Source organism: Vibrio cidicii (genome assembly GCF_009665415.1).
Classification (GTDB): Bacteria; Pseudomonadota; Gammaproteobacteria; order Enterobacterales; family Vibrionaceae; genus Vibrio; species Vibrio cidicii.
Map to the genome: position 1 here is coordinate 2,317,077 of NZ_CP035921.1, position 23,179 is coordinate 2,340,255.

Here is a 23,179-nt window from a genome sequence, read left to right on the forward strand (position 1 = left end):
TCAGGGTGGAGAGTAAATGACTCTCTGCCCAGTTGCACTGGCTTCTGACTTGAGTGGTCGCATAGCCAGACGAGTGGTCGCTATGGCGACTCAGTGGTTTCTCGTCGGCGTGAGCGGTCTGCTGACTAAGTGAGTGGTTTATTTCGCCCTTGATGCGGCGAGTGGGGAATTTAAGTGGTAAGGTTATTGGATAAAACAATGAGTTAAGGAAATAGGAATGAAACAGAGCGCATTAGTCTTGCTGCTGGTGGCCTTGGTCGGCTGCGCGTCGAGTACCGAAGAGTTGGCCAAAGCGGGCGAGTGGTATCAGGTCGGCTATCAAGATGGAGTGAATGGGCGTACCCAACGCAGCTTCAAAGCGCTCGCTGCGCTGGGCGAGGTGAATAAAAGCGATTATGACCAAGGTTATCTGCAAGGCGTGGATGAATATTGCAACGCAGATTTTGCCTATCAAATTGGCCTGTCGGGCTCCTATTACGAAGGGGTGTGCGAAGGCACCGAACAGGCGCAGCGCTTTCGCATGGAATGGCAACGTGGTTGGAATGAGTACCAGCAATAAAGCGGTGATGGAACGACAAGAAACATAATCAACATCGATAGAGCGCAACAGCGAGGGCAGGGATATGCAAGCAGAAACCGCAGCACTTTGGCTAGCAGGAATTGGCGTCGTTGGGCTCGCCTGCCAATGGTTGGCATGGCGTTTAAAGCTTCCGGCCATCTTATTTTTGTTGCTGGCGGGCTTGTTGGCCGGGCCCGTGAGCGGCCTGTTACAACCGGAGCAACTGCTTGGCGATTTGCTCTTTCCCATGGTGTCGCTGGCGGTGGCGGTGATTCTGTTTGAAGGCAGTCTGACACTTAACTTTCGTGAAATCCGTGGTGTAAGCAACACGGTGTGGAGCATAGTGACTGTGGGCGCCGTGGTCTCATGGGGATTGACCAGTAGTGCCACGCATTACTTGCTCGGGTTTGATTGGCCCTTGGCACTGCTGTTTGGCAGTTTGACCGTGGTGACCGGCCCGACGGTGATTGTCCCTTTGCTACGAACGGTGCGCCCGAGTACGCGGCTGGCGAACATTTTGCGCTGGGAAGGGATCTTGATAGATCCGCTTGGCGCGCTGTTTGTCGTCATGGTGTATGAGTTTATTGTCTCGAGCAGCGAGACGCACAGCTTGATTGTCTTAGGCTGGATTTTGCTGATTGGCTTAGGGATTGGCATCGTTTCAGGGCAACTTTTGGCGACGGTTTTACGTCGTGGCTGGTTGCCTGAATATTTGCAGCCGTTTGCGGTATTGACCATGGTGCTCGGCGTGTTTGCACTGTCGAATCATCTTGAACATGAGTCTGGTCTGCTCACCGTCACGGTCATGGGAATGTGGATCGCCAATGCCCGCGGGGTCGACATCAAGCATATTCTGCATTTTAAAGAGCACCTCACCATCTTATTTATCACTGGGCTGTTTATTCTGCTGGCGGCCAGAATCAAAGCGGACGACTTCGCCACTTTGGGCATCAGTGCGCTGTTGCTATTTGTGTTTATCCAGTTGGTGTCACGTCCGGCTTCGATTTTTATTGCCACGCTGCGCAGCTCTCTCAGCTTCAAGGAAAAAAGCTTTCTCGCTTGGGTCGCGCCGCGCGGTATTGTCGCGGCGTCCATCTCCTCGCTGTTCGCCATCAAGTTGGACTCGCTTGGCATGTCTGAAGCAGCATTACTGGTGCCACTAACCTTCATGGTGATCATCGGCACTGTGGTGTTGCAAAGCGCTTCGGCGCGGCCCATGGCTGTTGCACTCGGCTTGGCCGAACCCGCACCTAAAGGTTTTTTGATTATCGGTGCTAATGATGTGGCCCGCACGCTGGCGCTGGCGATCAGCAAATACGATTGCCGTGTGATGCTGACGGATTCCAACTGGGATTACATTCGTCAAGCGAGAATGGCTGGGCTGGAGCATTACTACGGCAATCCGGTTTCTAGCCATGCAGATGAGTATTTGAATTTGATTGGCATTGGCCATGTGGTGGCACTGAGCCCAGACCGTTACTTTAATATCATGGCCTGTATGCATTTTATGAATGACTTCAGCGATAAGCGGATTTTCTGTCTGTATGATCAGGCCAGTAGCGCGTCGAGCAACGGCGACAAGCATGCCGTTTCAGAGGATTACAAAGGCTTGCCCTTTCTTGGCTCATCGGTCAGCTACAAGAAACTGGCCAGCTTGATCAATCAGGGCGCAGAAGTGCGACACACTAAGCTGAGTGACAACTACACTTACGCCGATTATCGGCAGACCCACGCAGCGAACTTCGTCTTGCCGATGTTTGTGGTGGATGGCAACGGACGAGTGCAGATTTGCCACAATAGTGATCACTTTGCGCCCAAAGTCGGTGAAACCGTGGTTTCCTTGATTAAGGAGCAAACGGCTGAAAACAAAGTCAGCGAGAGCAAAGCGACTTAAAAAAGTGACCAGAGAAAAGTTAGCAGCAGAAAGCTCAGACAAAAAGGTGGCAGCTAAATCGGCCACCTTGCTCTTTTCTGCTGTTATGCTTTTGGATAAAGCACGCCAAGGCAGGCAAGGCGGCTTGCGCCTGTCACCTCAGGCAGATTGCTGGGCAGGCGATGCACGTGGCGATACGCCAGCCAAGCAAACGCCATAGCTTCCATGTTATCGCCATCGACGCCTTTCTCGCTCGTCGTAGCGACTTGCCATTGTGGCAAGCATTGCGCCAAGCGCTGCATCAACAGCGGATTACGCGCCCCGCCGCCACACACCAGCAGTTGCGGGTTCGCTCCGAAGGCATGTTTTTCGACTTCGTTGGCGATGGTCAGCGCCGAGTACTCGCACAAGGTGCGCTGCACATCTTCGACTGAGCAGTCATGAACGCCGAGCATTTCATCCAGCCATTCGCTATTAAACAGCTCGCGCCCGGTACTCTTGGGGGGCAGCTTGGCCAAATAAGGCTCTTGTAACAGACGCGCCAGCAAGTGGCGATCCACTTCCCCTTGGCTGGCGAGTCGCGCGTCTTGGTCATAGCTTCGCTGCGTGTGCCGTTCACACCACGTGTCCATCAGCATGTTGCCGGGGCCAGTATCATACCCGCTGACCCTTTGTTTTGGATGAAGCACGGAGATATTGGCGATGCCGCCGATGTTCAACACCACGGTGGTTGAGTCCTGCATGGCAAAGATGGCTTGGTGAAATGCCGGTACTAACGGCGCACCTTGACCACCTAAAGCGATGTCTTTGCGACGAAAATCCGCCACAGTGTCAATCTCAGTGCGCACCGCGATAATATTGGCATCGCCCAGTTGAGTGGTAAAAGGAGATGGCCCGGTGGGTTGGTGAAAAACAGTTTGTCCATGATTGCCAATCGCGCTCACTTGGCTGGCTGGTATGCCCGTTTTGTTCAGAAGTGCGAGTACGGCGTCGGCAAACAGGTGGCCGAGTTGGTGGTCGAGCTCACCCAGAGTGCGCAAATCGGTACTTTGCCCAGTACAGACAGAAAGCAGTTGCCGCTTTAATGACGTTGGCAGTGGGTGGTCATGGTGCGCGAGCAAGCGCACTTGCCCTTGGTTGATTTCAACCAGCGCAGTGTCGACGCCATCCATGCTGGTTCCCGACATCACCCCGATATACAGCTCTTTCTCTTGCATCCTGATTTCCCCGCCGTTTTTTCCTCGTGCAAAGCATTGTAATGCAAATTCATTCGGAATAACCTCATTTAGTTTTAACCAATATCAGTTGTTTGGAGAGAGAAAATGGGACCGTTATGGGTGGATGTCGCAGGCTACGAACTGGATGCAGAAGATAAAGAAATTCTTGCTCATCCTACTGTTGGTGGCTTGATTCTGTTTACGCGCAATTATCACGACAGTCAGCAACTGCAAGCCTTAGTGGCGTCGATTCGCCGTACAGTCAAGCGTCCGTTTCTGATTGGCGTCGACCAAGAAGGTGGACGAGTACAGCGTTTTCGCGAAGGTTTCTCACCCATTCCTGCTGCGGCTGAATACGCCAAGCATACGCAAGGGGAAGCCCTAGCGCACATGGGCGGTTGGTTGATGGCGGCCGAGCTGATTGCGCACGATATCGATCTCAGTTTTGCCCCAGTGCTGGATAAAGGCTTTGCTTGCAAAGCGATTGGTAATCGGGCCTTTGGTGAAGATATACATACCATCTTGCGCCACAGCAGCGCTTACCTACAAGGGATGCGCAGTATCGGGATGGCGACTACAGGCAAGCACTTCCCCGGTCACGGTGGCGTGATTGCCGATTCGCACTTAGAGACACCGATTGATGAGCGCGATGACCTATGGCAAGAGGACATGGCGATTTTCAAAGCGCAAATTGAGGCAGGAATGTTGGATGCCATGATGCCCGCGCACGTTATCTATCCTCAGTATGATTCTCAGCCTGCCAGCGGATCATCATATTGGTTAAAACAGGTACTTCGCCAAGAGTTAGGCTTTAAAGGGCTGATTTTCTCTGATGATCTTACTATGGAAGGCGCGGCTGTGATGGGAGACCCAGCAGAGCGGGCCAAGCAAGCGTTACACGCCGGATGTGACATGCTACTGATGTGCAATAAACGTGACGCGCAAGTCGCAGCGCTAGATAGTTTGCCCATCACTTCTGTGCCTAGTGCGGCAGCACTGTTGAAGAAGCAGAGCTTTACTTTAGACGAGTTGACGCGCTCTCAAGAGTGGAAAACAGCTCGTGATGCCCTGCAGCGTTTGTTGCCATAAAAGTGAGAAAAGAACCGCTTAAGCGATGAATTCTCATCGATACGCATTTTATCTTTGGTGTAACTTAAAATTTACACTAAATGTTTTTTTATCTTTACGGTTGATTTTCTTTTCTAGCCTGTTATTTTGTCATCAAGGTTGATTGAACTGCCTTATGGATTTGAATTGTAAAAAATAATATACGGGTTGAGAGTTATGCGTAAAAGTGAGTTGAGTAATATTAATATCAGTGATGAACAGATTCTGATCACGCCCGATCAGTTAAAAGCCAAGTTGCCGCTCAGTGACAAAGCGCGTGGCTTTATTCAGCAATCACGCAATACCATCGCGAACATTATCCATAAGCAAGATCACCGCTTGCTGGTGGTTTGCGGTCCTTGCTCAATTCACGACCTTGCCGCGGCGAAGGATTATGCACGTCGATTAAAAGCACTCTCACAACAACTTGATGATCAACTGTATATTGTTATGCGTGTTTACTTTGAAAAGCCGCGCACCACTGTGGGTTGGAAAGGATTAATTAACGATCCTCATCTGGATGGTAGTTTCGACATTGAACACGGCTTGCATGTCGGCCGTCAGCTTTTAGTGGAATTGGCTGAAATGGAGATCCCGCTCGCGACCGAAGCGCTCGACCCTATTAGCCCGCAGTACCTTGCTGATACCTTCAGTTGGGCCGCGATTGGTGCTCGAACCACGGAATCGCAAACCCACCGAGAAATGGCAAGTGGCCTTTCGATGCCAATTGGTTTCAAAAACGGCACCGATGGCAGTTTGTCTACGGCGATTAATGCGATGCAAGCGGCTTCGTCAAGCCACCGTTTTATGGGGATCAACAGTGAAGGTCAGGTGGCACTTCTGACTACGCAAGGCAACCCAAACGGTCATGTGATTTTGCGTGGCGGTAAGCAGACTAATTACGATTCAGTGTCCGTGACTGAGTGTGAGCAAGATATGGCGAAAATGGGCTTGGATGCGTCATTGATGGTCGATTGTAGTCACGCCAACTCACGTAAAGATTACCGTCGTCAGCCTTTGGTCGCGGAAGATGTGATTCATCAGATCCGCGAAGGCAACAAATCGATTATTGGTTTGATGATTGAAAGCCACATTAACGCAGGCAATCAATCGTCGGAATTGCCACTGAGTGAAATGCAATACGGGGTTTCTATCACCGACGCCTGTATTGATTGGGATACCACCGAGGCACTGCTGCGCAAAGCGCACAAAGAGTTAGTGCCATTTTTACAACAACGTCTGAAGTAACAGTAAACAAGGGATATCATGGCTGTTGAACTCAACGCATTGCGCGATCAAATTGATGCCGTCGACAAACAAATGCTAGAACTGCTCGCGCAGCGTCTCGCTTTGGTGGAAAAGGTGGGAGAAGTGAAAAGCCAGCACGGCTTGCCCATCTATGCCCCCGATCGAGAAGCGGCCATGCTGGCATCACGCCGAGCAGAAGCTCAGGCAATGGGCATTCCCCCGCAATTGATTGAAGATATTTTGCGTCGTGTGATGCGCGAGTCCTACGCCAGTGAAAAAGATTCCGGTTTCAAGTGCCTCAATCCAGAACTGCGCTCGGTGGTGATCATTGGTGGTCATGGCCAATTGGGTGGGTTGTTTGCGCGCATGTTCCGTTTGTCAGGTTACAGCGTAAAAGTGTTGGGTAGCCAAGATTGGCCACGTGCCGATGAGATCCTTGATGGCGCGGGCTTAGTGGTTGTCACTGTGCCGATTCATTTAACCCAAGGCGTGATCGATAAGTTGGGGAATCTGCCGCAAGACTGCATTTTGTGCGACCTGACCTCCATCAAAGCCAAGCCATTGCAGGCGATGCTCAAAGTGCATCGCGGGCCAGTTGTCGGCTTACACCCGATGTTTGGCCCGGACGTACCGAGCTTGGCCAAGCAGGTGATTGTCTGCTGTGATGGTCGAGACAGCGAAGCTTATCAGTGGTTATTGCAACAGTTTGTGATTTGGGGGGCGAGCGTGTGCCAAATCGATGCGGCGGAACATGATCATGGTATGACCTTGATCCAAGCGCTACGCCACTTTACCTCGTTCGCTTACGGGATGCATTTGAGCAAAGAGAATCCGAGTTTAGACAAGTTAATGAAACTCAGCTCACCGATTTATCGCTTAGAGCTGGCGATGGTCGGCAGGCTTTTTGCCCAGGATCCCAATCTGTACGGCGACATCATTCTCTCTTCTGAAGAGAATATTGAGATGATCAAACGTTTCCATCAACGCTTTGGTGACGCACTTGCGCTGCTTGAGCAGCATGATAAAAGCAGTTTTGTTGAGAGCTTCAAACAGGTCAGTCAGTGGTTTGGCAGCTATTCGCAGCAATTTATGGCTGAGAGCCAAAACTTGCTTAAGCAAGCGAATGACAACATTCATCGTGGATGAGGCCGTTGCTTACGTGACCCAAAATGAAAAGAGCAGCGCGAAGCTGCTCTTTTGTTATTAGCTTTGTTATTGGCGGTTTGGTTAGTTGGTTTGCAGTGGCTCGACACTGGGCGTTTCTTCGCTGGCAACCGTCTCGATGCTCGCATCGCGATAGGGTGAATTGGTCAGATTGACTTGCAGGCGCACCACGCTGCTGATCATCTCTACCAAAGGTGCCCATTTCACCGTTTTCTCTTTTTCAAACAAATGGTTGAAGTTTTCTGGTGTCCAATCCATCAAGTATTGCGGGTTGAGTGCCCGGCCAAGAAAGCGCACTTCGTAATGCAGGTGAGGACCCGTGGAATTGCCAGAGTTTCCACAGGTGGCAATCACATCCCCTTTACTGACGAACTGGCCACTTTTCACTTTGAAATGCTGCAAATGCGCATAGGAACTCATAAAACCAAAAGAGTGACGCATGGTCAGGAAGTTGCCAAAACCGTTTTTACTCGGGCGCACCGTTTCTACCACACCATCAGCCGGCGCGACGATCTCTTCGCCGCGTTTACAGGTGAGATCAATCCCCGTGTGTGTGTGGCGTTTTCCGGTGATCGGGTTAGTGCGGCGACCGAAAGAAGAGGAGATCCGCTGGTAAGCCATCGGCGTATCATTCGGCAATAGGCGGAACATGGTCGCGCGCACCGCTGAGTCGACCGCCGCGGCATCGATGCGGTTCTCGAGATTGGCTTCGTCAATCAGCAGTTCTTCGTCGGCAAGGCCGAGTACGGATTCCACATCAAAGACACGTTTGCCAAGTAATTGGATTTGATTGCTTTTTTCGGTCAAGGATTGAGAAAGCGAGTGGTTTACATCCAACTGCTCTTGATATTCCATCTCTAACTGCTGCTTTTCAGCAGTGAGATGAGCGACTTGTGACTGCAGAGACTGCGATTCACCGCTTTGCTTTTGGTACAAATACCAACCGCCACCGAGTGAGATCGGCAGGGCGGTCAGGGAAAGCAAAATGGTAAAGACAGTGCCTTTAGCCAAATAAAAAAACTGATCCCCATTTTGAGTGGGGATCTGCATGGTAATTTTCTTGGACATCGTTACTTCGACTTATCGAGCAGACAATTAGTCTTCAAGCTCACCGAGATCAGAGAGAAACTCTATTTCTCTGTGTAGGAGAGCATCGTCACCGACATTGAGTTCAACCAAGCGTTTCAAATGGCTGATACTTTCGATATCAATGTGATTAATCTTAAGTCTAATCGTCTGTTGATCAAAGCCTACTACCGCTGCTTCGAGACTAATATCAATATCACTATCTGAAAGTGTGAAGTACACCAACACCAGATCGTCGTTTTTCAACGTGTGTATTGAGTCTGTTCGCAGTAACAACCCGTGCAATGAGAGGTCCTGAATGGTGGTGTCTAGCACCAGATCACCTTGCACCAGACGCGCTGGTACTTGATAGATAATTCGGGAAAATCGACGTCGTTCAGCCATGTTTACTCTCTCAATTGACGATTTAGGGCTGCTTGGCAACAGGAAACATAAGACCGTATTTGCAATAAAGGCCGCTATATTAGCGGCCCTTGCACAAATTTCAAGCAGTAATGAGTTATTTGGTAATACGCTTGTATTTGATTCGGTGAGGCTCTGCTGCCGCTGGACCGAGGGTCTTTTTCAGCCACTCCATGTACTCAGTATAGTTGCCTTCGTAGAAGTTGACCTGACCTTCATCACGGTAATCAATGATGTGCGTGGCGATACGGTCAAGGAACCAACGGTCATGCGAGATCACCATGGCACAGCCAGGGAACTCAAGCAACGCTTCTTCCAACGCACGCAGTGTTTCAACATCGAGATCGTTGGTCGGTTCGTCGAGTAGCAGAACGTTGCCGCCTGCTTTTAGTAGCTTCGCCAAGTGCACGCGGTTGCGCTCACCACCGGATAGCTCACCGATGATCTTCTGTTGATCGACGCCTTTGAAGTTGAAGCGAGAGCAGTAAGCACGCGCTTGGATCTCAAAATTATTGATCTTGATGATATCAGCGCCTTCCGAGATCTCCTTGAACACGGTGTTTTTGTCGTTCATCGAGTCACGGAACTGATCAACCGACGCTAGTTTCACCGTATCACCCATTTCGATGGTGCCGGAATCGGGTTGCTCAACACCGCTGAGCATCTTGAACAGTGTCGATTTACCCGCGCCGTTTGCACCAATGATGCCGACGATGGCGCCTTTAGGCATGCTGAAAGAAAGGTTGTCGATCAACACGCGACCGTCAAACGATTTGGTTAGATTCTTCACTTCGATGACTTTGTCGCCTAAGCGCTCACCTGGCGGAATGAAGAGCTCGTTGGTCTCATTACGCTTTTGATGGTCAGTGCTTTGTAGCTCTTCAAAACGAGCCATACGCGCTTTTGATTTTGCCTGACGGCCTTTTGGATTTTGGCGAACCCATTCCAGCTCTTTCTCAATGGTCTTTTGGCGCGCTTTTTCTTGAGACGCTTCTTGTTGCAGACGCGCATCCTTCTGTTCTAGCCAAGAGGTGTAGTTGCCTTGCCAAGGAATACCTTCACCACGGTCCAGTTCCAAAATCCAGCCAGCGGCGTTATCTAGGAAGTAACGGTCGTGGGTGATGGCCACTACGGTACCGGAGTAATCCACTAAGAAGCGCTCTAGCCAAGCCACTGACTCTGCGTCCAAGTGGTTGGTCGGTTCGTCGAGCAACAACATGTCTGGTTTTTCCAGCAACAGGCGACAAATCGCAACGCGACGACGTTCACCACCCGACAAATGGGCAATTTTTTGATCCCATTCTGGCAGGCGCAGTGCATCTGCTGCACGCTCCAGCGCGTTGTCGAGGTTGTGACCGTCTTTGGCTTGGATCAACGCTTCCAATTCGCCTTGCTCTTTGGCCAGTGCATCAAAATCTGCATCCGGATCGGCGTAGGCCGCATAAACCTCATCCAAGCGTTTCAGCGCGCCAGCGACATCACCAACCGCTTCTTCGACCACTTCACGTACGGTTTTGCTCTCGTCTAGCACTGGTTCCTGTGGCAGATAGCCAACTTTCAACCCCGGCTGAGGACGTGCTTCACCGTCAATATCGGTGTCGATGCCCGCCATGATGCGTAGTAGGGTAGATTTACCAGAACCGTTTAGACCCAAGACACCGATTTTTGCGCCTGGGAAGAAGCTAAGAGAAATGTCTTTCAGAATTTGACGCTTAGGTGGCACGATTTTGCTCACCCGCGACATGGTATATACGTATTCAGCCATTGCCGATCGTTCCTAAGATTAAAATCCACGTAAGGTCGCCATTTTATATCAACTGACGCCCGTTTGTTACTGTCGAAGGTGATTTTAGTCGTCTAGAATCAAAGCGCAATCTGACTGAAGATGGTCTGTCAGGTGTTGGTCAAGTGAGTTTCCCCTCTAATGGTGTTTCATTAAAATGAAATCACTATTATTTACATCTGTCACCTTTACAAAGGTGTAATGAATAAGAGTAAATAGATGCATATCGTCGCTTGCGCTTCTTACCAAGTAAGAGAGCTTAAGATCGGGAATTTAGAAGTGGCGACAAAACGTCAGAGGATATGACTCGAATGAGACTGAATTTTTTAAGACTGCCCAAACCTTGTCGAGCTTTGGTGGGTCTTTTGTGTGGGCTGACTGGAGTGACGGTGAGCGCCGCGGATATCGCGAGCTTGGAAAAGCAGAGAGAAATGTATCAACAAGCGCAACAAAGTCTAGACAACAAAGATCTTGACGAGTTTGCCAAGTTGCGTCCGCAATTGGACAGTTATGCCTTAACTCCTTATCTCGATTACCGTGTTTTTTTGTTGCAGCTGAAAGATAAAACGCCAGCTGAGGTGGAACGTTTTATTACCCAATCAGAGGATTATCCTTTCTCTGGGCGCATTCGTGCACCTTATCTTGATGCGCTTTATCAAGCGCAGGATTGGAAAAATGTCCTGACGTTTCAACGCCAAGAGCCTAATGGAGAGAGTTATCAGTGCATTTACTACTATGCACATTACCAGCAAGGGGCGCGAGATAAAGCCTTTGCCGCAGCCAAACGGCTATGGTTGAGCGGTCAAGGGGTAGCGGATGAGTGCGATCACCTGTTTGCCGTTTGGGAGCAAGCCGGGCTTCGCAGTGATGAACTCATCTTGCAGCGCATGTTGCTGGCGTTTGAAGAGAAAAATGGCAACTTGATGACTTACCTGATGAAGTTGCCACAGAGTGCTAAGGCGCAGAAGCAAGCGCAGCAGATGAAAGCGTTATTTACCCAACCTGAATCGGTTGCTGAGTTTGCCAAAAAAAGCAAAGCCAACGATTTCAACCGTATGCAAGCGGTGCACGCGTTTAAAAAACTAACCCGTAAGGATGTGGTCGAGGCACAAGCCGTCTTGAGTGATGTGGTCAAAGCGCAAAAAATACCCAAGCCACAAGCGCAAGAGTTGGCAGAGTATGTGGCATTTCGCTTGATCAATACGGACGATGAGAAACTAGCGGCGTGGAGAGACAAGACACTAGCCCAGTCATCACGGCAGACATTGATTGAAAGGCGCGTGCGCTTAGCGATACAAGAGGCCGATTGGGCGGGCGTGCGGCAGTGGATTTTACGTCTGGATGACGAACATCGCCAATCGCTTCGTTGGCAATATTGGTTGGGGCGTAGCGACATCGCGCTTGGCAAAGTAACGCAAGGCAAACAGCGTTTAGAGTCACTGCTCGGGCAGCGCAATTTTTACAGCGTGGCGGCCGCCAAAGAGGTCGGGCAGTCGATTGAATACCCCGTCACGACCTTAAAACTGGAGAACGAACGGCTCGCCCCTTTTCGAACATCGCTACAGCGGATCGAAGAGTTGATCGCACTGGATAAAATTGCCGCAGCGAAGAGCGAGTGGCGTTACTTGCTCTCGCGAACTGACGATGACACCCAAGCGATGCTTGCCGTGTACGCCGCTTCCAAGCGTTGGTACCATTTAACCGTTACCGCCAGTATTTCTGCCAAAATGTGGGACAATGTGGAAGTGCGTTTTCCCGTGGCGCATCGCTGGTGGTTTAATTTTTACGCCAATAAACACAATATTGATCCGATCACCTTGATGTCGCTGGCAAGGCAAGAGAGCGCGATGGATGTGGAAGCAAGATCGCCAGTCGGTGCGCGCGGCATCATGCAGATCATGCCCTCAACGGCGCGCTACACCGCGAAGAAATATCAGTTGAGTTACACCGGAGAGGACGAGCTATATCAGGTGGGGAAAAACATCGAAATTGGTAGCCACTATTTGAATGGGCTCCTTGAGCAGTACGATAATAATCGAATTTTTGCGTTTGCGGCTTATAATGCCGGACCTAACCGAGTAAATAGCTGGCGTGAGCGCACGGGCGGAAAATTGGATGCGTACGCCTTTATCGAAGCGATTCCGTTTAAAGAAACCCGTGGCTACGTGCAAAATATCCTGATGTTTGAGAACTACTATCGGGATATTTTGGGGGTTGATGGTGCGTTCCTCAATCAGCATGAGCTCGAAACCAAGTATTGAAGTAGGTAGAGAATGTCGCAACAACCCGAGTATTCAGACTGGCAGCAAATCATTGAACTGGTTAAACACAGTGTCGAGCAGGGGCAGCATGAGATGTTGCTGACCATGTTGATGACCCCGGATGAAAGAGAAGCGTTGCTTTCTCGGGTGAACATTGTGCGTGAGTTGTTGAAAGGCGAGCTTTCTCAGCGTCAGATCAGCCAACTGCTGGGCGTTGGCGTGGCGACAATTACCCGTGGTTCTAACGAACTCAAAGCGCGATCTGATGAAGAGAAAGCGGTGTTGATGACCTTGCTGGAGGCCAATAAAAAAGGCGGATAATCCGCCTTTTTTAACCCTTGCTTGCCAAATTGGCCGGGAAATGTTGTGGATTGGTAAAAGGGATCAAGGCCAGAATCAAAGCTTGGTGATAAACCGAACTGCGCGTAAGAAGGTTTTGCGTCAGCAAGCTAATTGCGCCTCCTTTTTGCTTGATGTTGTCGGTGCCAAACACCTCGTCCATCACATCGCCCAGCTCATTGGCATCGGCAAGCTTTGCCAGCACCGCGGGGGGCAGCATTAAACTGGCCGAGCGTGATTCGCCGCGATGAGTGTTCGATTCAATCACCATCCAGGCAAAGGTCATATCACCCTCAATGCCCGCTTCCAAGCCCACATAATAATCGCCATCACTGACCGCTTGTTTGGCATTTTTTACCCGATTGAGTGCGCCCAAATGGGTTTCTTCATCGCTCATCGGTTGGTCCGCCACCTCACTGGGGACGCTTACACCACTGAAGGTAAAACTGCGCTGTGGAAAGGCTTGTTGAAAGGCGCTTTCAACCGCACTGAGCTTAGCTGGGTTGAGTGACGCGATAATCACTTTTTGAGTTGCCATGATCTTTTTACTCACCGTGGTTCATTTGCTACTGTCAGGCTAGTTTGACTTGGGTCGGTTTGACATTTTCACTCGGATAGCAGCCAAGTACTTTCAAGTGCTTAGTCAGCTTGGTGAGCTCATTGAGCGCAAGCTGCATACTTTCGGAATCTAGGTGTGCTTCTAAGTCCACATAGAACATCTCTTCCCAAGGGTTGCCCATAATAGGACGCGACTCCAGCTTAGTCATGTTGATGCCGTAGCGTTGCAATACCAGCAAGGTTTCGACCAGCGAGCCCGCCTTTTGCGACGTCGACATAATCAGAGTTGTTTTCGCTGGGATTTGTGCTGAGACTTCCACCGGCTTACGCGCAACCACGATAAAACGCGTGTGGTTCTCTGTTTGGTTTGCGATGTTGCCTTGGATAGGTTGCAGGCCATACAGTTTGCCACTGGAAGCATTGCCAATGGCGGCCACATCATCGCGATTCAGCTCTTGCACTTTCTTCATCGCATCGGCGGTGCTGGCACAAGATTCGAGTGTGACCCCTTTAAGACGGCTGAGAAACTCGCTGCATTGCTGGTGTGGTTGTGGGTGTGAGTAAAGTATTTTGATCTGTTCAAGCCGAAGCTCTTTGGTCGCCACCAAGCAGTGTTCAATCGGTTGGGTCAACTCGCCAACAATGTAGAGTGTGGTATGTTGCAGCAGATCATACACTTCATTAATTGAGCCTGAGCTGGTGTTTTCGATCGGCAGAACGCCGAAATCAGCATGACCGGATTCAACGGTTTGTGTCACCTCTTTGAAATGCTCACAGTTGAGCTCAATCAGTTCCGTGTTTTTACGGCTAAAATACTCTCGACTGGCCAAGTGTGAATAAGAGCCTTTTGCACCCAAAAAGGCAACGCGCGCGAGTGGTTTGCGACTTTGCTCAGGATTCAACAAATTCTGCAGATAAGATTGTTGCAGCAGTACCGAGTCTTCAATGATGGTATGAAACAGCTTGGTAATATATTGAGCATCAAGCTGATATTTTTCTCGTCCATTATTGATCAGCTTAACCAGTAATTGCTGCTCTCGGCTGGCATCTCTCACGGGTTTTGAGGTCTCCACTTTGCTTTTCGCCACCTCAATACTGAGTTTACGGCGCTCAGAGAGGAGGCTAAGCAATTGGTCGTCGAGGTCATTTAAGCGCAGACGGATCTCTTCAAGTGAGATTGGCTGGTCAGTCATCTTGGTATTCCTTATAAAAAAGCCCCCGAGTTGGGAGGCTTTCTGTTTGTTTTTGACTTTTCTTTCACAAACGGCTTTGCCTCCGGCGGTTAGGGGAGGAAAAAGAAGTCAAAAATAAACAGTAGATTGAATTGCATAAATATCTTTCTTGGTGACGTTTAACCACACAATAAGCAAGCAGGCTTAGAGCGTCAAGCAAAAAAATAGCGCCTCGCGGCGCTATTTCCTCTCACAAAATGAATTCGTTTTATTCGTCTTCTTCTTCAACCAACTCAGGTTTTTCGGCGCGACGCGCTTCGGATTTGTGCTGTAGTTTGTTTAGCTGTCTTTCCAGTTTTTGCTCCACTTCATTAATGGCAGCATACAAATCGTCGTTAACCGCTGAAGCGATAAGTTGACCTTTAGGAACCTTAATCACGGCCTCAAATTTTTTCTGTTTGTTCGGTTCTTCGCTAAAGGTGGCTTGGCAACTGATGATGTCCGCTTGCCATTTTTCTAACTTCTTAAATTTGCTCTCAATGTGAGTGCGGATAGCAGAGGTGATGTCAATGTTTTTACCAGTGATGTTTACTTTCATAGATGCTTTCCTCTGTGGTATCCCTCATGGGTTGACTCCAGATTACGACTTTGAACTAAAAAAAATGTGACCAAGATCATTATTTATTATGGTGTGTTAAGTGGCTAAACAGAATGTGATCTTAAGCAAGGCTTGTCGATTTTTCTTGTGAAAAAGCTTGAGATTCGTTTGGAAAGCAGTAGATTGAATCGAGTAGTTCGCTGAAATTAAACCATTTTTCAGGGATTTTTTACTGCCTAAGTAAAATCTATAGTCAAAATTTCACCAAGTGAAAAATGTGATCGCCACCCGTGGGCAAGAGAGAATGAAAAAAAACGCCGCTGAATTTCTCAGCGGCGTTTTTGCGTTTGTAAACGGAATCATCAAAAGAGGCGTATTAGAGTGGATTGAGGCGCATCAGCTCTTTCGTTCTCGCAACCGCATCTTCTAGTCCCAACTGTTGATAGGCTTTAAGTTGGATCGCCAAAGATTTTCTCGCTGCATTGGTATCTGGATAGGTCTTCTGCAACTCTTGGCAGCGATTAATTGCCGCAATCCAAGCTTCGCGGCGTAAATAATAATCCGCCGTCGCAAGATCATACTCCGCTAAACGATTTTTCAGTGCAAACAAGCGTTTTTGTGCATCTTGCGCGTACGGGCTGTTTGGGTAGCGCTCAAGCAGCTTCTTAAAATCATCAAATGCTTCTTTGACCGGTTCAGGATCGCGATCGCTGCGATCAACATTAAACAAGTCATGCATAAAGTTGCGATCTTGCGCCATGTGGGTAAGGCCGCGCATGTAAAGTACCCAATCCATTTTCTCATGGGTTGGATTGAGCCGCGTAAAGCGGGCGATCGTTGCCAGCCCTAGGGCGAGATCGTCGTTCTTGTAATAGGCATAAATCAAATCAAGCTGCACTTGCTCCGAATAAGCACCAAACGGATAACGGGAGTCGAGCGCTTCAAGTTTCTCAATCGCCGTTAGCCAGTTACCACTTTGAAGAGAAATTTGTGCCTCTGAATACAGCTCGGCTGGCGGCACATCAGGAACAATTTGTTCACTGCTTGAACATCCAAACAGCAGTGATACTGCCAAAAGGCCTGATAAAGTATGGTGTTTCATGTCAGGAGTCGATTCCTTGATTCTAAATATTTCTTAAGCTTCCGTTACTTTCTCGTCAGTAACGGATACAATGAACAACAACTATTTTTCCACAGTAGTGAGCATTAGTCTCACAGTTTTTAAAAAAGTTCGATATGGCTCAGCAGATTGAATTAACAAATACCGTAAAAGATAGCCAATTGGGTCAACGACTTGATCAGGCTATCGCAGAATTGTTCGCCGATTTTTCTCGTTCGCGCCTGAAAGAGTGGTTGTTGGACGGAAAAGTAAAAGTGAACGGTGAGGTGATCACCAAACCCCGTACGAAAGTGATGGGCGGCGAACTGATCACGGTGCTCGCCGAGCTTGAAGACGAAGAGCGCTGGGAAGCGCAAGATATTCCCCTGGATATTGTCTACGAGGATGACGACATTTTAGTGATTAACAAGCCGCGTGATTTCGTGGTTCATCCCGGGGCAGGAACCCCTGATGGCACTGTGCTCAATGCACTGCTGTTTCATTGTCCGGAAATTGCAGAAGTGCCTCGTGCGGGTATCGTGCATCGTTTGGATAAAGACACAACAGGTTTGATGGTGGTCGCGAAAACCGTTCCGGCGCAAACTCGCCTCGTGCGAGCGCTACAAAAACGCGACATTACCCGTGAGTATGAAGCCATTGCGATTGGACGTATGACCGCAGGCGGTAAAGTGGATCAACCAATTGGTCGCCACTCAACCAAACGTACCTTGATGGCAGTCAGCCCTATGGGCAAACCGGCGGTAACACATTACCGTGTAGCAGAGCATTTCCGTGAGCACACACGCTTGCGTTTACGTCTTGAAACTGGACGTACTCACCAGATCCGTGTGCATATGGCCTATGTTCAGCATCCACTGCTTGGCGATATTGCTTACGGTGGGCGCGCGCGTATTCCATCTGGCGCGTCTGATGACGTGGTCGAGATGATACGTGGCTTTGATCGTCAAGCACTGCATGCTGTCATGCTGCGCTTTAATCATCCTATCACTGGTGAAGAGCTGGAGTTCCATGCACCGGTGCCAGATGATATGGTTGAGTTAACCGAAACACTACGCCGTGATACTCAAGAACATGGCTTACCGGACGTCTACTGATCAACCATGATTCTCCCTAACTGGCCTGCTCCGAAAAATATCAAAGCCTTTGCGTCAACGCGTGAAGGCGGTTTTTCGTATGCTCCGTATGCGAGCCTAAACTTGGGCGCGCATGTCGGGGACGAGCTTCACCTAGTTAGGGAAAATCGCCTTTGGTTGTCCCAAAAGGCGCAAATGCCAAGCGCGCCAGTGTGGTTGAATCAAACCCACTCAACACGAGTGGCAGAGGTATCGACTCCGACAGATCAAGTGTTGGATGCCGACGGGCTATTTACCCAAACCGTCGGAGTGGTGTGTAGTGCGATGACGGCGGATTGTTTGCCGCTGCTGATCACCAACGCACAAGGCACCCAAGTTGCAGCAGTGCATGCAGGATGGCGTGGCCTTTCTGCGGGCATCGTGGAAAACGCGCTCGACAAGTTTTGTGGTGAAGTCATGGTTTGGCTTGGCCCAGCGATTGGTCCTTTGGCATTTGAGGTAGGCGATGATGTCCGTCAGGCATTCACCGACTTTGATCCACAAGCCGCTAAAGCCTTTGTGGCACAAGAGAAAAGTGGAAAGTGGCTTGCCGATATATTTTTGCTCGCGACTCAGCGTCTGAATCGTGCAGGTGTTAGGCAAGTCTTTTCATCTCAGATGTGCACCTACCGTAATTCGGACCAGTTCTTTTCCTACCGCCGTGATGGCGTTACTGGCCGTCAGGCCAGCTTTATCTGGATGGAAGAATAACAGCATAATTTGTGCGACATCCGCTTTAGTCCCCCTTGAAAAACGTCTGGCACGTATCCATCTTTCATACTGATTAAACCATTCATTTCAGTTGAGGGAAGGTAGGTATGCGTCTTGATCGATTTACCAGTAAGTTTCAAATCGCTATCTCTGATGCACAGTCATTGGCGTTAGGGCGCGATCATCAATACATCGAACCCGTTCATCTTATGGTGGCGCTGCTCGATCAAAATGGCAGCCCAATCAGACCGTTGCTGACCATCTTGAATGTGGATGTCACGCATCTGCGTTCCAAGCTCAGTGAAATGTTGGATCGCCTGCCGAAAGTCAGTGGTATTGGCGGTGATGTACAGCTGTCCTCATCGATGGGCACCATGTTCAATCTCTGTGACAAAATTGCGCAGAAGCGCCAAGACAGTTACATCTCGTCGGAAGTTTTCCTGCTGGCCGCTCTTGAAGACAGAGGTCCGTTAGGTCAATTACTTAAAGAATTGGGGCTCACAGAACAAAAAGTGAGCCAAGCGATTGAACAAATTCGTGGCGGTCAGAAAGTCAATGACCCGAATGCGGAAGAGCTGCGCCAAGCACTTGAAAAATTTACCATCGATCTTACCGAGCGAGCAGAGCAGGGCAAACTTGATCCGGTCATTGGCCGCGACGATGAAATTCGCCGTACCATTCAAGTATTGCAGCGCCGTACCAAAAACAACCCGGTGATCATCGGTGAGCCCGGTGTCGGTAAAACCGCAATAGTCGAGGGATTAGCGCAGCGTATTATTAATAATGAAGTTCCTGAAGGGCTGCGTGGTCGCCGCGTGCTGTCACTCGATATGGGCGCCTTAGTAGCCGGAGCGAAATACCGTGGTGAATTTGAAGAGCGCCTCAAATCGGTTTTGAATGAACTCTCTAAAGAAGAGGGCAATATCATCCTCTTTATCGATGAGTTGCATACCATGGTCGGCGCGGGTAAAGGCGAAGGTTCAATGGATGCAGGCAACATGCTCAAACCTGCTTTGGCTCGTGGCGAACTGCACTGTGTTGGTGCGACGACTTTGGATGAGTACCGCCAGTACATTGAGAAAGATCCAGCATTAGAAAGACGTTTCCAGAAAGTGCTGGTGGATGAGCCAAGCGTGGAAGATACCATTGCTATCCTGCGAGGTTTGAAAGAGCGTTACGAACTGCACCATCATGTCGAAATTACCGATCCTGCGATCGTGGCGGCAGCCAGTTTGTCCCATCGCTACGTTTCAGATCGACAGTTGCCGGATAAAGCGATTGATTTGATCGATGAAGCAGCGTCCAGTATTCGCATGCAGATCGACTCCAAACCAGAAGCACTGGATAAACTAGAGCGCAAGATCATTCAATTGAAAATTGAGCAACAGGCGCTTAGCAATGAGCATGATGAAGCGAGTGAAAAGCGTCTACGCTCGCTCAATGAAGAGTTGAACGAAAAAGAGCGTGAGTTTGCAGAGCTAGAAGAGATCTGGAATGCAGAAAAAGCCGCCTTGTCGGGCACTCAACATATCAAAACGGCGCTTGAACAGGCACGCATGGATATGGAATTTGCTCGCCGTGCGGGGGATCTAAGCCGTATGTCCGAGTTGCAATACGGCCGTATCCCTGAGCTTGAGAAGCAACTGGATCTGGCCACGCAAGCCGAAATGCAGGAGATGACCTTGTTGAGAAATAAGGTCACCGACAACGAAATCGCAGAAGTGCTTTCTAAGCAGACCGGTATTCCTGTGTCAAAAATGCTGGAAGCGGAGAAAGAAAAACTGCTGCATATGGAAGAGGTTCTGCACAATCGCGTCATTGGACAAAAAGAGGCGGTAGAAGTGGTGTCGAATGCCATTCGTCGTAGTCGTGCTGGCTTGTCCGATCCGAACAAACCAATTGGTTCCTTCCTCTTCTTAGGACCAACTGGGGTCGGTAAAACCGAATTGTGTAAAACGCTCGCGAGTTTCATGTTCGACAGCGAAGACGCCATGGTGCGCATTGATATGTCGGAGTTCATGGAGAAGCACTCAGTGGCGAGATTGGTCGGCGCACCTCCAGGCTACGTTGGTTATGAAGAAGGCGGTTATCTGACGGAGGCAGTACGTCGTAAGCCGTATTCTGTCATCCTTCTTGATGAAGTCGAAAAAGCGCATCCCGACGTTTTCAACATCTTGTTGCAAGTACTGGATGATGGGCGACTAACAGATGGACAGGGGCGTACGGTCGATTTTAGAAACACGGTTGTGATTATGACCTCGAATTTGGGTTCAACTCGAATCCAAGAAAACTTCGCTATGCTCGATTATCAAGGTATTAAAGAGCAAGTGATGGATGTTGTCGGCAAACATTTCCGTCCAGAGTTTTTAAACCGCATAGATGAAAGCGTGGTGTTCCATCCTTTGGGCAAAGAGCACATTAAATCTATCGCTTCTATTCAACTGAGCCGATTGGCTAAACGGATGGAAGAAAAAGGCTATTTATTGGAAGTATCAGAAAAAGCGCTGGAATTGATCGCACAAGTTGGCTTCGACCCGGTTTATGGTGCGAGACCACTAAAACGTGCGATTCAGCAAAGTGTCGAAAATCCGTTAGCAAAATCCATTCTTTCTGGTCAAGTGTTGCCAGATAAGAAAATTCAATTGGTGGTCAGCAATGATCAGATCATTGCTCATCAATAGATAAAACTATGCGAGTAAATGACAAAATAAGGGGCCTAGCCCCTTATTTTGTGTGGTAAATGCCCAAGTGGGTTGAAATTTGACCGGTTGAGCGTCGGTTTCGATAAAAATGCGATTTCCCACTTGCCAAGAAAAAAGCATTCCCTATAATGCGCATCCACTGACACGGCAGACGCCACAAGGCTTCAGCAGTGCAGATAAGAGGGTAAGACTTCTAAAAAAGAAATTTGAAAAAGTGTTTGACTCTTCAAGTTAACTCGCTAGAATGCACCTCCGCTTTGAGAGAAAAGCTTCTCGAAAAGCAAGCTCTTTAACAATATAAACCTATCAATCTGTGTGGGCACTCGTTGATGATAATCGCAAAAGATTTATCAATGAACTGAGTGACCAATTTGATACTTCGGTATCGAGCACAGTCAATTCAAGTTTTCTAGGAACTAGCTTCTAGGGACTAGAAACTTATCAGTATTCATTGAGCCGAAGCGAAAGCTTCAAAAAACTTTTAATTGAAGAGTTTGATCATGGCTCAGATTGAACGCTGGCGGCAGGCCTAACACATGCAAGTCGAGCGGCAGCACAGAGAAACTTGTTTCTCGGGTGGCGAGCGGCGGACGGGTGAGTAATGCCTGGGAAATTGCCCTGATGTGGGGGATAACCATTGGAAACGATGGCTAATACCGCATGATGCCTACGGGCCAAAGAGGGGGACCTTCGGGCCTCTCGCGTCAGGATATGCCCAGGTGGGATTAGCTAGTTGGTGAGGTAAGGGCTCACCAAGGCGACGATCCCTAGCTGGTCTGAGAGGATGATCAGCCACACTGGAACTGAGACACGGTCCAGACTCCTACGGGAGGCAGCAGTGGGGAATATTGCACAATGGGCGCAAGCCTGATGCAGCCATGCCGCGTGTGTGAAGAAGGCCTTCGGGTTGTAAAGCACTTTCAGTAGGGAGGAAGGTGGTAGTGTTAATAGCGCTATCATTTGACGTTACCTACAGAAGAAGCACCGGCTAACTCCGTGCCAGCAGCCGCGGTAATACGGAGGGTGCGAGCGTTAATCGGAATTACTGGGCGTAAAGCGCATGCAGGTGGTTTGTTAAGTCAGATGTGAAAGCCCCGGGCTCAACCTGGGAATTGCATTTGAAACTGGCAAACTAGAGTACTGTAGAGGGGGGTAGAATTTCAGGTGTAGCGGTGAAATGCGTAGAGATCTGAAGGAATACCGGTGGCGAAGGCGGCCCCCTGGACAGATACTGACACTCAGATGCGAAAGCGTGGGGAGCAAACAGGATTAGATACCCTGGTAGTCCACGCCGTAAACGATGTCTACTTGGAGGTTGTGGCCTTGAGCCGTGGCTTTCGGAGCTAACGCGTTAAGTAGACCGCCTGGGGAGTACGGTCGCAAGATTAAAACTCAAATGAATTGACGGGGGCCCGCACAAGCGGTGGAGCATGTGGTTTAATTCGATGCAACGCGAAGAACCTTACCTACTCTTGACATCCAGAGAATCTGGCGGAGACGCTGGAGTGCCTTCGGGAACTCTGAGACAGGTGCTGCATGGCTGTCGTCAGCTCGTGTTGTGAAATGTTGGGTTAAGTCCCGCAACGAGCGCAACCCTTATCCTTGTTTGCCAGCGAGTAATGTCGGGAACTCCAGGGAGACTGCCGGTGATAAACCGGAGGAAGGTGGGGACGACGTCAAGTCATCATGGCCCTTACGAGTAGGGCTACACACGTGCTACAATGGCGCATACAGAGGGCGGCCAACTTGCGAAAGTGAGCGAATCCCAAAAAGTGCGTCGTAGTCCGGATTGGAGTCTGCAACTCGACTCCATGAAGTCGGAATCGCTAGTAATCGTGGATCAGAATGCCACGGTGAATACGTTCCCGGGCCTTGTACACACCGCCCGTCACACCATGGGAGTGGGCTGCAAAAGAAGTGGGTAGTTTAACCTTTCGGGGAGGACGCTCACCACTTTGTGGTTCATGACTGGGGTGAAGTCGTAACAAGGTAGCGCTAGGGGAACCTGGCGCTGGATCACCTCCTTATACGATGATTATTGCGATGAGTGTTCACACAGATTGATACGGTTTAGATTAGAGCATTTAGTGGGTCTGTAGCTCAGGTGGTTAGAGCGTACGCCTGATAAGCGTAAGGTCGGTGGTTCGAGTCCACTCAGACCCACCAC

At 49.5% G+C, this 23,179-nt stretch carries 18 protein-coding genes, 1 tRNA gene, 1 rRNA gene and 1 other annotated feature; of the genes, 12 read left to right on the forward strand and 8 right to left on the reverse strand.

The window, feature by feature from the left end; genetic code table 11:
• Positions 1-217: 217 nt before the first annotated feature.
• The gene (locus tag EWA64_RS11645) at positions 218-559 is read left to right on the forward strand and encodes a DUF2799 domain-containing protein (protein ID WP_061894202.1); all 342 of its coding nucleotides are present in this window, start codon (positions 218-220) and stop codon (positions 557-559) included.
• A 64-nt stretch (positions 560-623) separates the two neighbouring features.
• Positions 624-2,453 (forward strand): cation:proton antiporter, encoded by a 1,830-nt coding sequence (locus EWA64_RS11650; protein WP_061894203.1) that lies wholly within the window; start codon positions 624-626, stop codon positions 2,451-2,453.
• 83 nt (positions 2,454-2,536) lie between these two features.
• On the opposite strand, the gene EWA64_RS11655 is transcribed toward EWA64_RS11650, so the two are convergent.
• Entirely contained in the window at positions 2,537-3,649 is a 1,113-nt protein-coding gene (locus EWA64_RS11655) for an anhydro-N-acetylmuramic acid kinase (RefSeq protein ID WP_061894204.1), read from the reverse strand.
• Positions 3,650-3,754: 105 nt separating this feature from the next.
• Here EWA64_RS11655 and nagZ point away from each other — a divergent pair, with 105 nt between their 5' ends.
• From nagZ to tyrA, 3 genes are all read left to right on the forward strand, one after another.
• Positions 3,755-4,738, forward strand: a complete 984-nt coding sequence (nagZ, locus tag EWA64_RS11660) for a beta-N-acetylhexosaminidase (protein WP_061894205.1) — start codon at positions 3,755-3,757, stop codon at positions 4,736-4,738.
• Between the two features lie 195 nt (positions 4,739-4,933).
• Entirely contained in the window at positions 4,934-6,004 is a 1,071-nt protein-coding gene (locus EWA64_RS11665; RefSeq protein WP_039424190.1) for a 3-deoxy-7-phosphoheptulonate synthase, read from the forward strand.
• An 18-nt stretch (positions 6,005-6,022) separates the two neighbouring features.
• A complete protein-coding gene (gene tyrA / locus EWA64_RS11670) occupies positions 6,023-7,150 on the forward strand; it encodes a bifunctional chorismate mutase/prephenate dehydrogenase (RefSeq protein WP_039440491.1) in 1,128 nt (375 codons plus the stop codon).
• Positions 7,151-7,231: 81 nt separating this feature from the next.
• Here tyrA and EWA64_RS11675 read toward each other — a convergent pair whose 3' ends face one another.
• From EWA64_RS11675 to ettA, 3 genes are all read right to left on the reverse strand, one after another.
• Positions 7,232-8,236 carry a M23 family metallopeptidase gene (locus EWA64_RS11675; RefSeq protein WP_061894206.1) on the reverse strand — a complete coding sequence of 335 codons (1,005 nt, stop codon included), beginning with the start codon at positions 8,234-8,236 and terminating at the stop codon, positions 7,232-7,234.
• 27 nt (positions 8,237-8,263) lie between these two features.
• Positions 8,264-8,638: a PilZ domain-containing protein gene (locus EWA64_RS11680; protein WP_061894207.1), complete on the reverse strand. Its 375-nt coding sequence runs from the start codon at positions 8,636-8,638 to the stop codon at positions 8,264-8,266.
• Positions 8,639-8,753: 115 nt separating this feature from the next.
• Entirely contained in the window at positions 8,754-10,421 is a 1,668-nt protein-coding gene (gene ettA, locus EWA64_RS11685) for an energy-dependent translational throttle protein EttA (RefSeq protein ID WP_061894208.1), read from the reverse strand.
• A 320-nt stretch (positions 10,422-10,741) separates the two neighbouring features.
• Between ettA and sltY the strand changes: the two genes are divergently transcribed.
• Together sltY and trpR are read left to right on the forward strand one after the other, a co-directional pair.
• Positions 10,742-12,700 carry a murein transglycosylase gene (gene sltY / locus EWA64_RS11690; protein ID WP_061894209.1) on the forward strand — a complete coding sequence of 653 codons (1,959 nt, stop codon included), beginning with the start codon at positions 10,742-10,744 and terminating at the stop codon, positions 12,698-12,700.
• 12 nt (positions 12,701-12,712) lie between these two features.
• On the forward strand, positions 12,713-13,021 hold the full coding sequence (gene trpR, locus EWA64_RS11695; protein ID WP_039424208.1) for a trp operon repressor: 309 nt from the start codon (positions 12,713-12,715) through the stop codon (positions 13,019-13,021).
• A 10-nt stretch (positions 13,022-13,031) separates the two neighbouring features.
• On the opposite strand, the gene yjjX is transcribed toward trpR, so the two are convergent.
• The 4 genes from yjjX to EWA64_RS11715 all read right to left on the reverse strand — a co-directional run bounded on the left by yjjX (position 13,032) and on the right by EWA64_RS11715 (position 16,469).
• Positions 13,032-13,577 (reverse strand): inosine/xanthosine triphosphatase, encoded by a 546-nt coding sequence (gene yjjX, locus EWA64_RS11700; RefSeq protein WP_061894223.1) that lies wholly within the window; start codon positions 13,575-13,577, stop codon positions 13,032-13,034.
• Between the two features lie 34 nt (positions 13,578-13,611).
• On the reverse strand, positions 13,612-14,790 hold the full coding sequence (pheA, locus tag EWA64_RS11705) for a prephenate dehydratase (protein ID WP_061894210.1): 1,179 nt from the start codon (positions 14,788-14,790) through the stop codon (positions 13,612-13,614).
• 12 nt (positions 14,791-14,802) lie between these two features.
• Positions 14,803-14,923 (reverse strand) — a sequence feature (Phe leader region).
• Positions 14,924-15,037: 114 nt separating this feature from the next.
• A complete protein-coding gene (gene hpf, locus EWA64_RS11710; protein ID WP_039424214.1) occupies positions 15,038-15,367 on the reverse strand; it encodes a ribosome hibernation-promoting factor, HPF/YfiA family in 330 nt (109 codons plus the stop codon).
• Positions 15,368-15,743: 376 nt separating this feature from the next.
• Complete coding sequence (locus tag EWA64_RS11715; RefSeq protein WP_061894211.1) at positions 15,744-16,469, reverse strand: outer membrane protein assembly factor BamD; 726 nt, start codon at positions 16,467-16,469, stop codon at positions 15,744-15,746.
• 134 nt (positions 16,470-16,603) lie between these two features.
• On the opposite strand from EWA64_RS11715, the gene rluD reads away from it, so the two are divergent.
• The 5 genes from rluD (at position 16,604) to EWA64_RS11740 (ending at position 23,178) form a co-directional block, all read left to right on the forward strand.
• Positions 16,604-17,581, forward strand: a complete 978-nt coding sequence (gene rluD / locus EWA64_RS11720) for a 23S rRNA pseudouridine(1911/1915/1917) synthase RluD (RefSeq protein ID WP_061894212.1) — start codon at positions 16,604-16,606, stop codon at positions 17,579-17,581.
• Between the two features lie 6 nt (positions 17,582-17,587).
• The gene (pgeF, locus tag EWA64_RS11725) at positions 17,588-18,310 is read left to right on the forward strand and encodes a peptidoglycan editing factor PgeF (protein WP_061894213.1); all 723 of its coding nucleotides are present in this window, start codon (positions 17,588-17,590) and stop codon (positions 18,308-18,310) included.
• A 107-nt stretch (positions 18,311-18,417) separates the two neighbouring features.
• Positions 18,418-20,991: an ATP-dependent chaperone ClpB gene (gene clpB, locus EWA64_RS11730; RefSeq protein ID WP_039424226.1), complete on the forward strand. Its 2,574-nt coding sequence runs from the start codon at positions 18,418-18,420 to the stop codon at positions 20,989-20,991.
• 503 nt (positions 20,992-21,494) lie between these two features.
• A 16S ribosomal RNA gene (locus tag EWA64_RS11735) occupies positions 21,495-23,039 on the forward strand.
• A 62-nt stretch (positions 23,040-23,101) separates the two neighbouring features.
• Positions 23,102-23,178 (forward strand) — tRNA-Ile (locus tag EWA64_RS11740).
• Position 23,179: the final 1 nt, after the last annotated feature.

Excerpts from the sequence above, each read along its gene's own strand:
- EWA64_RS11655 (WP_061894204.1), bottom strand. The coding sequence starts at position 3,649 with ATGCAAGAGAAAGAGCTGTATATCGGGGTGATGTCGGGAACCAGCATG.
- EWA64_RS11645 (WP_061894202.1), top strand. The coding sequence starts at position 218 with ATGAAACAGAGCGCATTAGTCTTGCTGCTGGTGGCCTTGGTCGGCTGC.
- nagZ (WP_061894205.1), top strand. The coding sequence starts at position 3,755 with ATGGGACCGTTATGGGTGGATGTCGCAGGCTACGAACTGGATGCAGAA.
- EWA64_RS11675 (WP_061894206.1), bottom strand. The coding sequence starts at position 8,236 with ATGTCCAAGAAAATTACCATGCAGATCCCCACTCAAAATGGGGATCAG.
- pgeF (WP_061894213.1), top strand. The coding sequence starts at position 17,588 with ATGATTCTCCCTAACTGGCCTGCTCCGAAAAATATCAAAGCCTTTGCG.
- clpB (WP_039424226.1), top strand. The coding sequence starts at position 18,418 with ATGCGTCTTGATCGATTTACCAGTAAGTTTCAAATCGCTATCTCTGAT.
- tyrA (WP_039440491.1), top strand. The coding sequence starts at position 6,023 with ATGGCTGTTGAACTCAACGCATTGCGCGATCAAATTGATGCCGTCGAC.
- yjjX (WP_061894223.1), bottom strand. The coding sequence starts at position 13,577 with ATGGCAACTCAAAAAGTGATTATCGCGTCACTCAACCCAGCTAAGCTC.
- EWA64_RS11715 (WP_061894211.1), bottom strand. The coding sequence starts at position 16,469 with ATGAAACACCATACTTTATCAGGCCTTTTGGCAGTATCACTGCTGTTT.
- pheA (WP_061894210.1), bottom strand. The coding sequence starts at position 14,790 with ATGACTGACCAGCCAATCTCACTTGAAGAGATCCGTCTGCGCTTAAAT.
- EWA64_RS11680 (WP_061894207.1), bottom strand. The coding sequence starts at position 8,638 with ATGGCTGAACGACGTCGATTTTCCCGAATTATCTATCAAGTACCAGCG.
- EWA64_RS11665 (WP_039424190.1), top strand. The coding sequence starts at position 4,934 with ATGCGTAAAAGTGAGTTGAGTAATATTAATATCAGTGATGAACAGATT.
- sltY (WP_061894209.1), top strand. The coding sequence starts at position 10,742 with ATGACTCGAATGAGACTGAATTTTTTAAGACTGCCCAAACCTTGTCGA.
- trpR (WP_039424208.1), top strand. The coding sequence starts at position 12,713 with ATGTCGCAACAACCCGAGTATTCAGACTGGCAGCAAATCATTGAACTG.
- hpf (WP_039424214.1), bottom strand. The coding sequence starts at position 15,367 with ATGAAAGTAAACATCACTGGTAAAAACATTGACATCACCTCTGCTATC.
- ettA (WP_061894208.1), bottom strand. The coding sequence starts at position 10,421 with ATGGCTGAATACGTATATACCATGTCGCGGGTGAGCAAAATCGTGCCA.
- rluD (WP_061894212.1), top strand. The coding sequence starts at position 16,604 with ATGGCTCAGCAGATTGAATTAACAAATACCGTAAAAGATAGCCAATTG.
- EWA64_RS11650 (WP_061894203.1), top strand. The coding sequence starts at position 624 with ATGCAAGCAGAAACCGCAGCACTTTGGCTAGCAGGAATTGGCGTCGTT.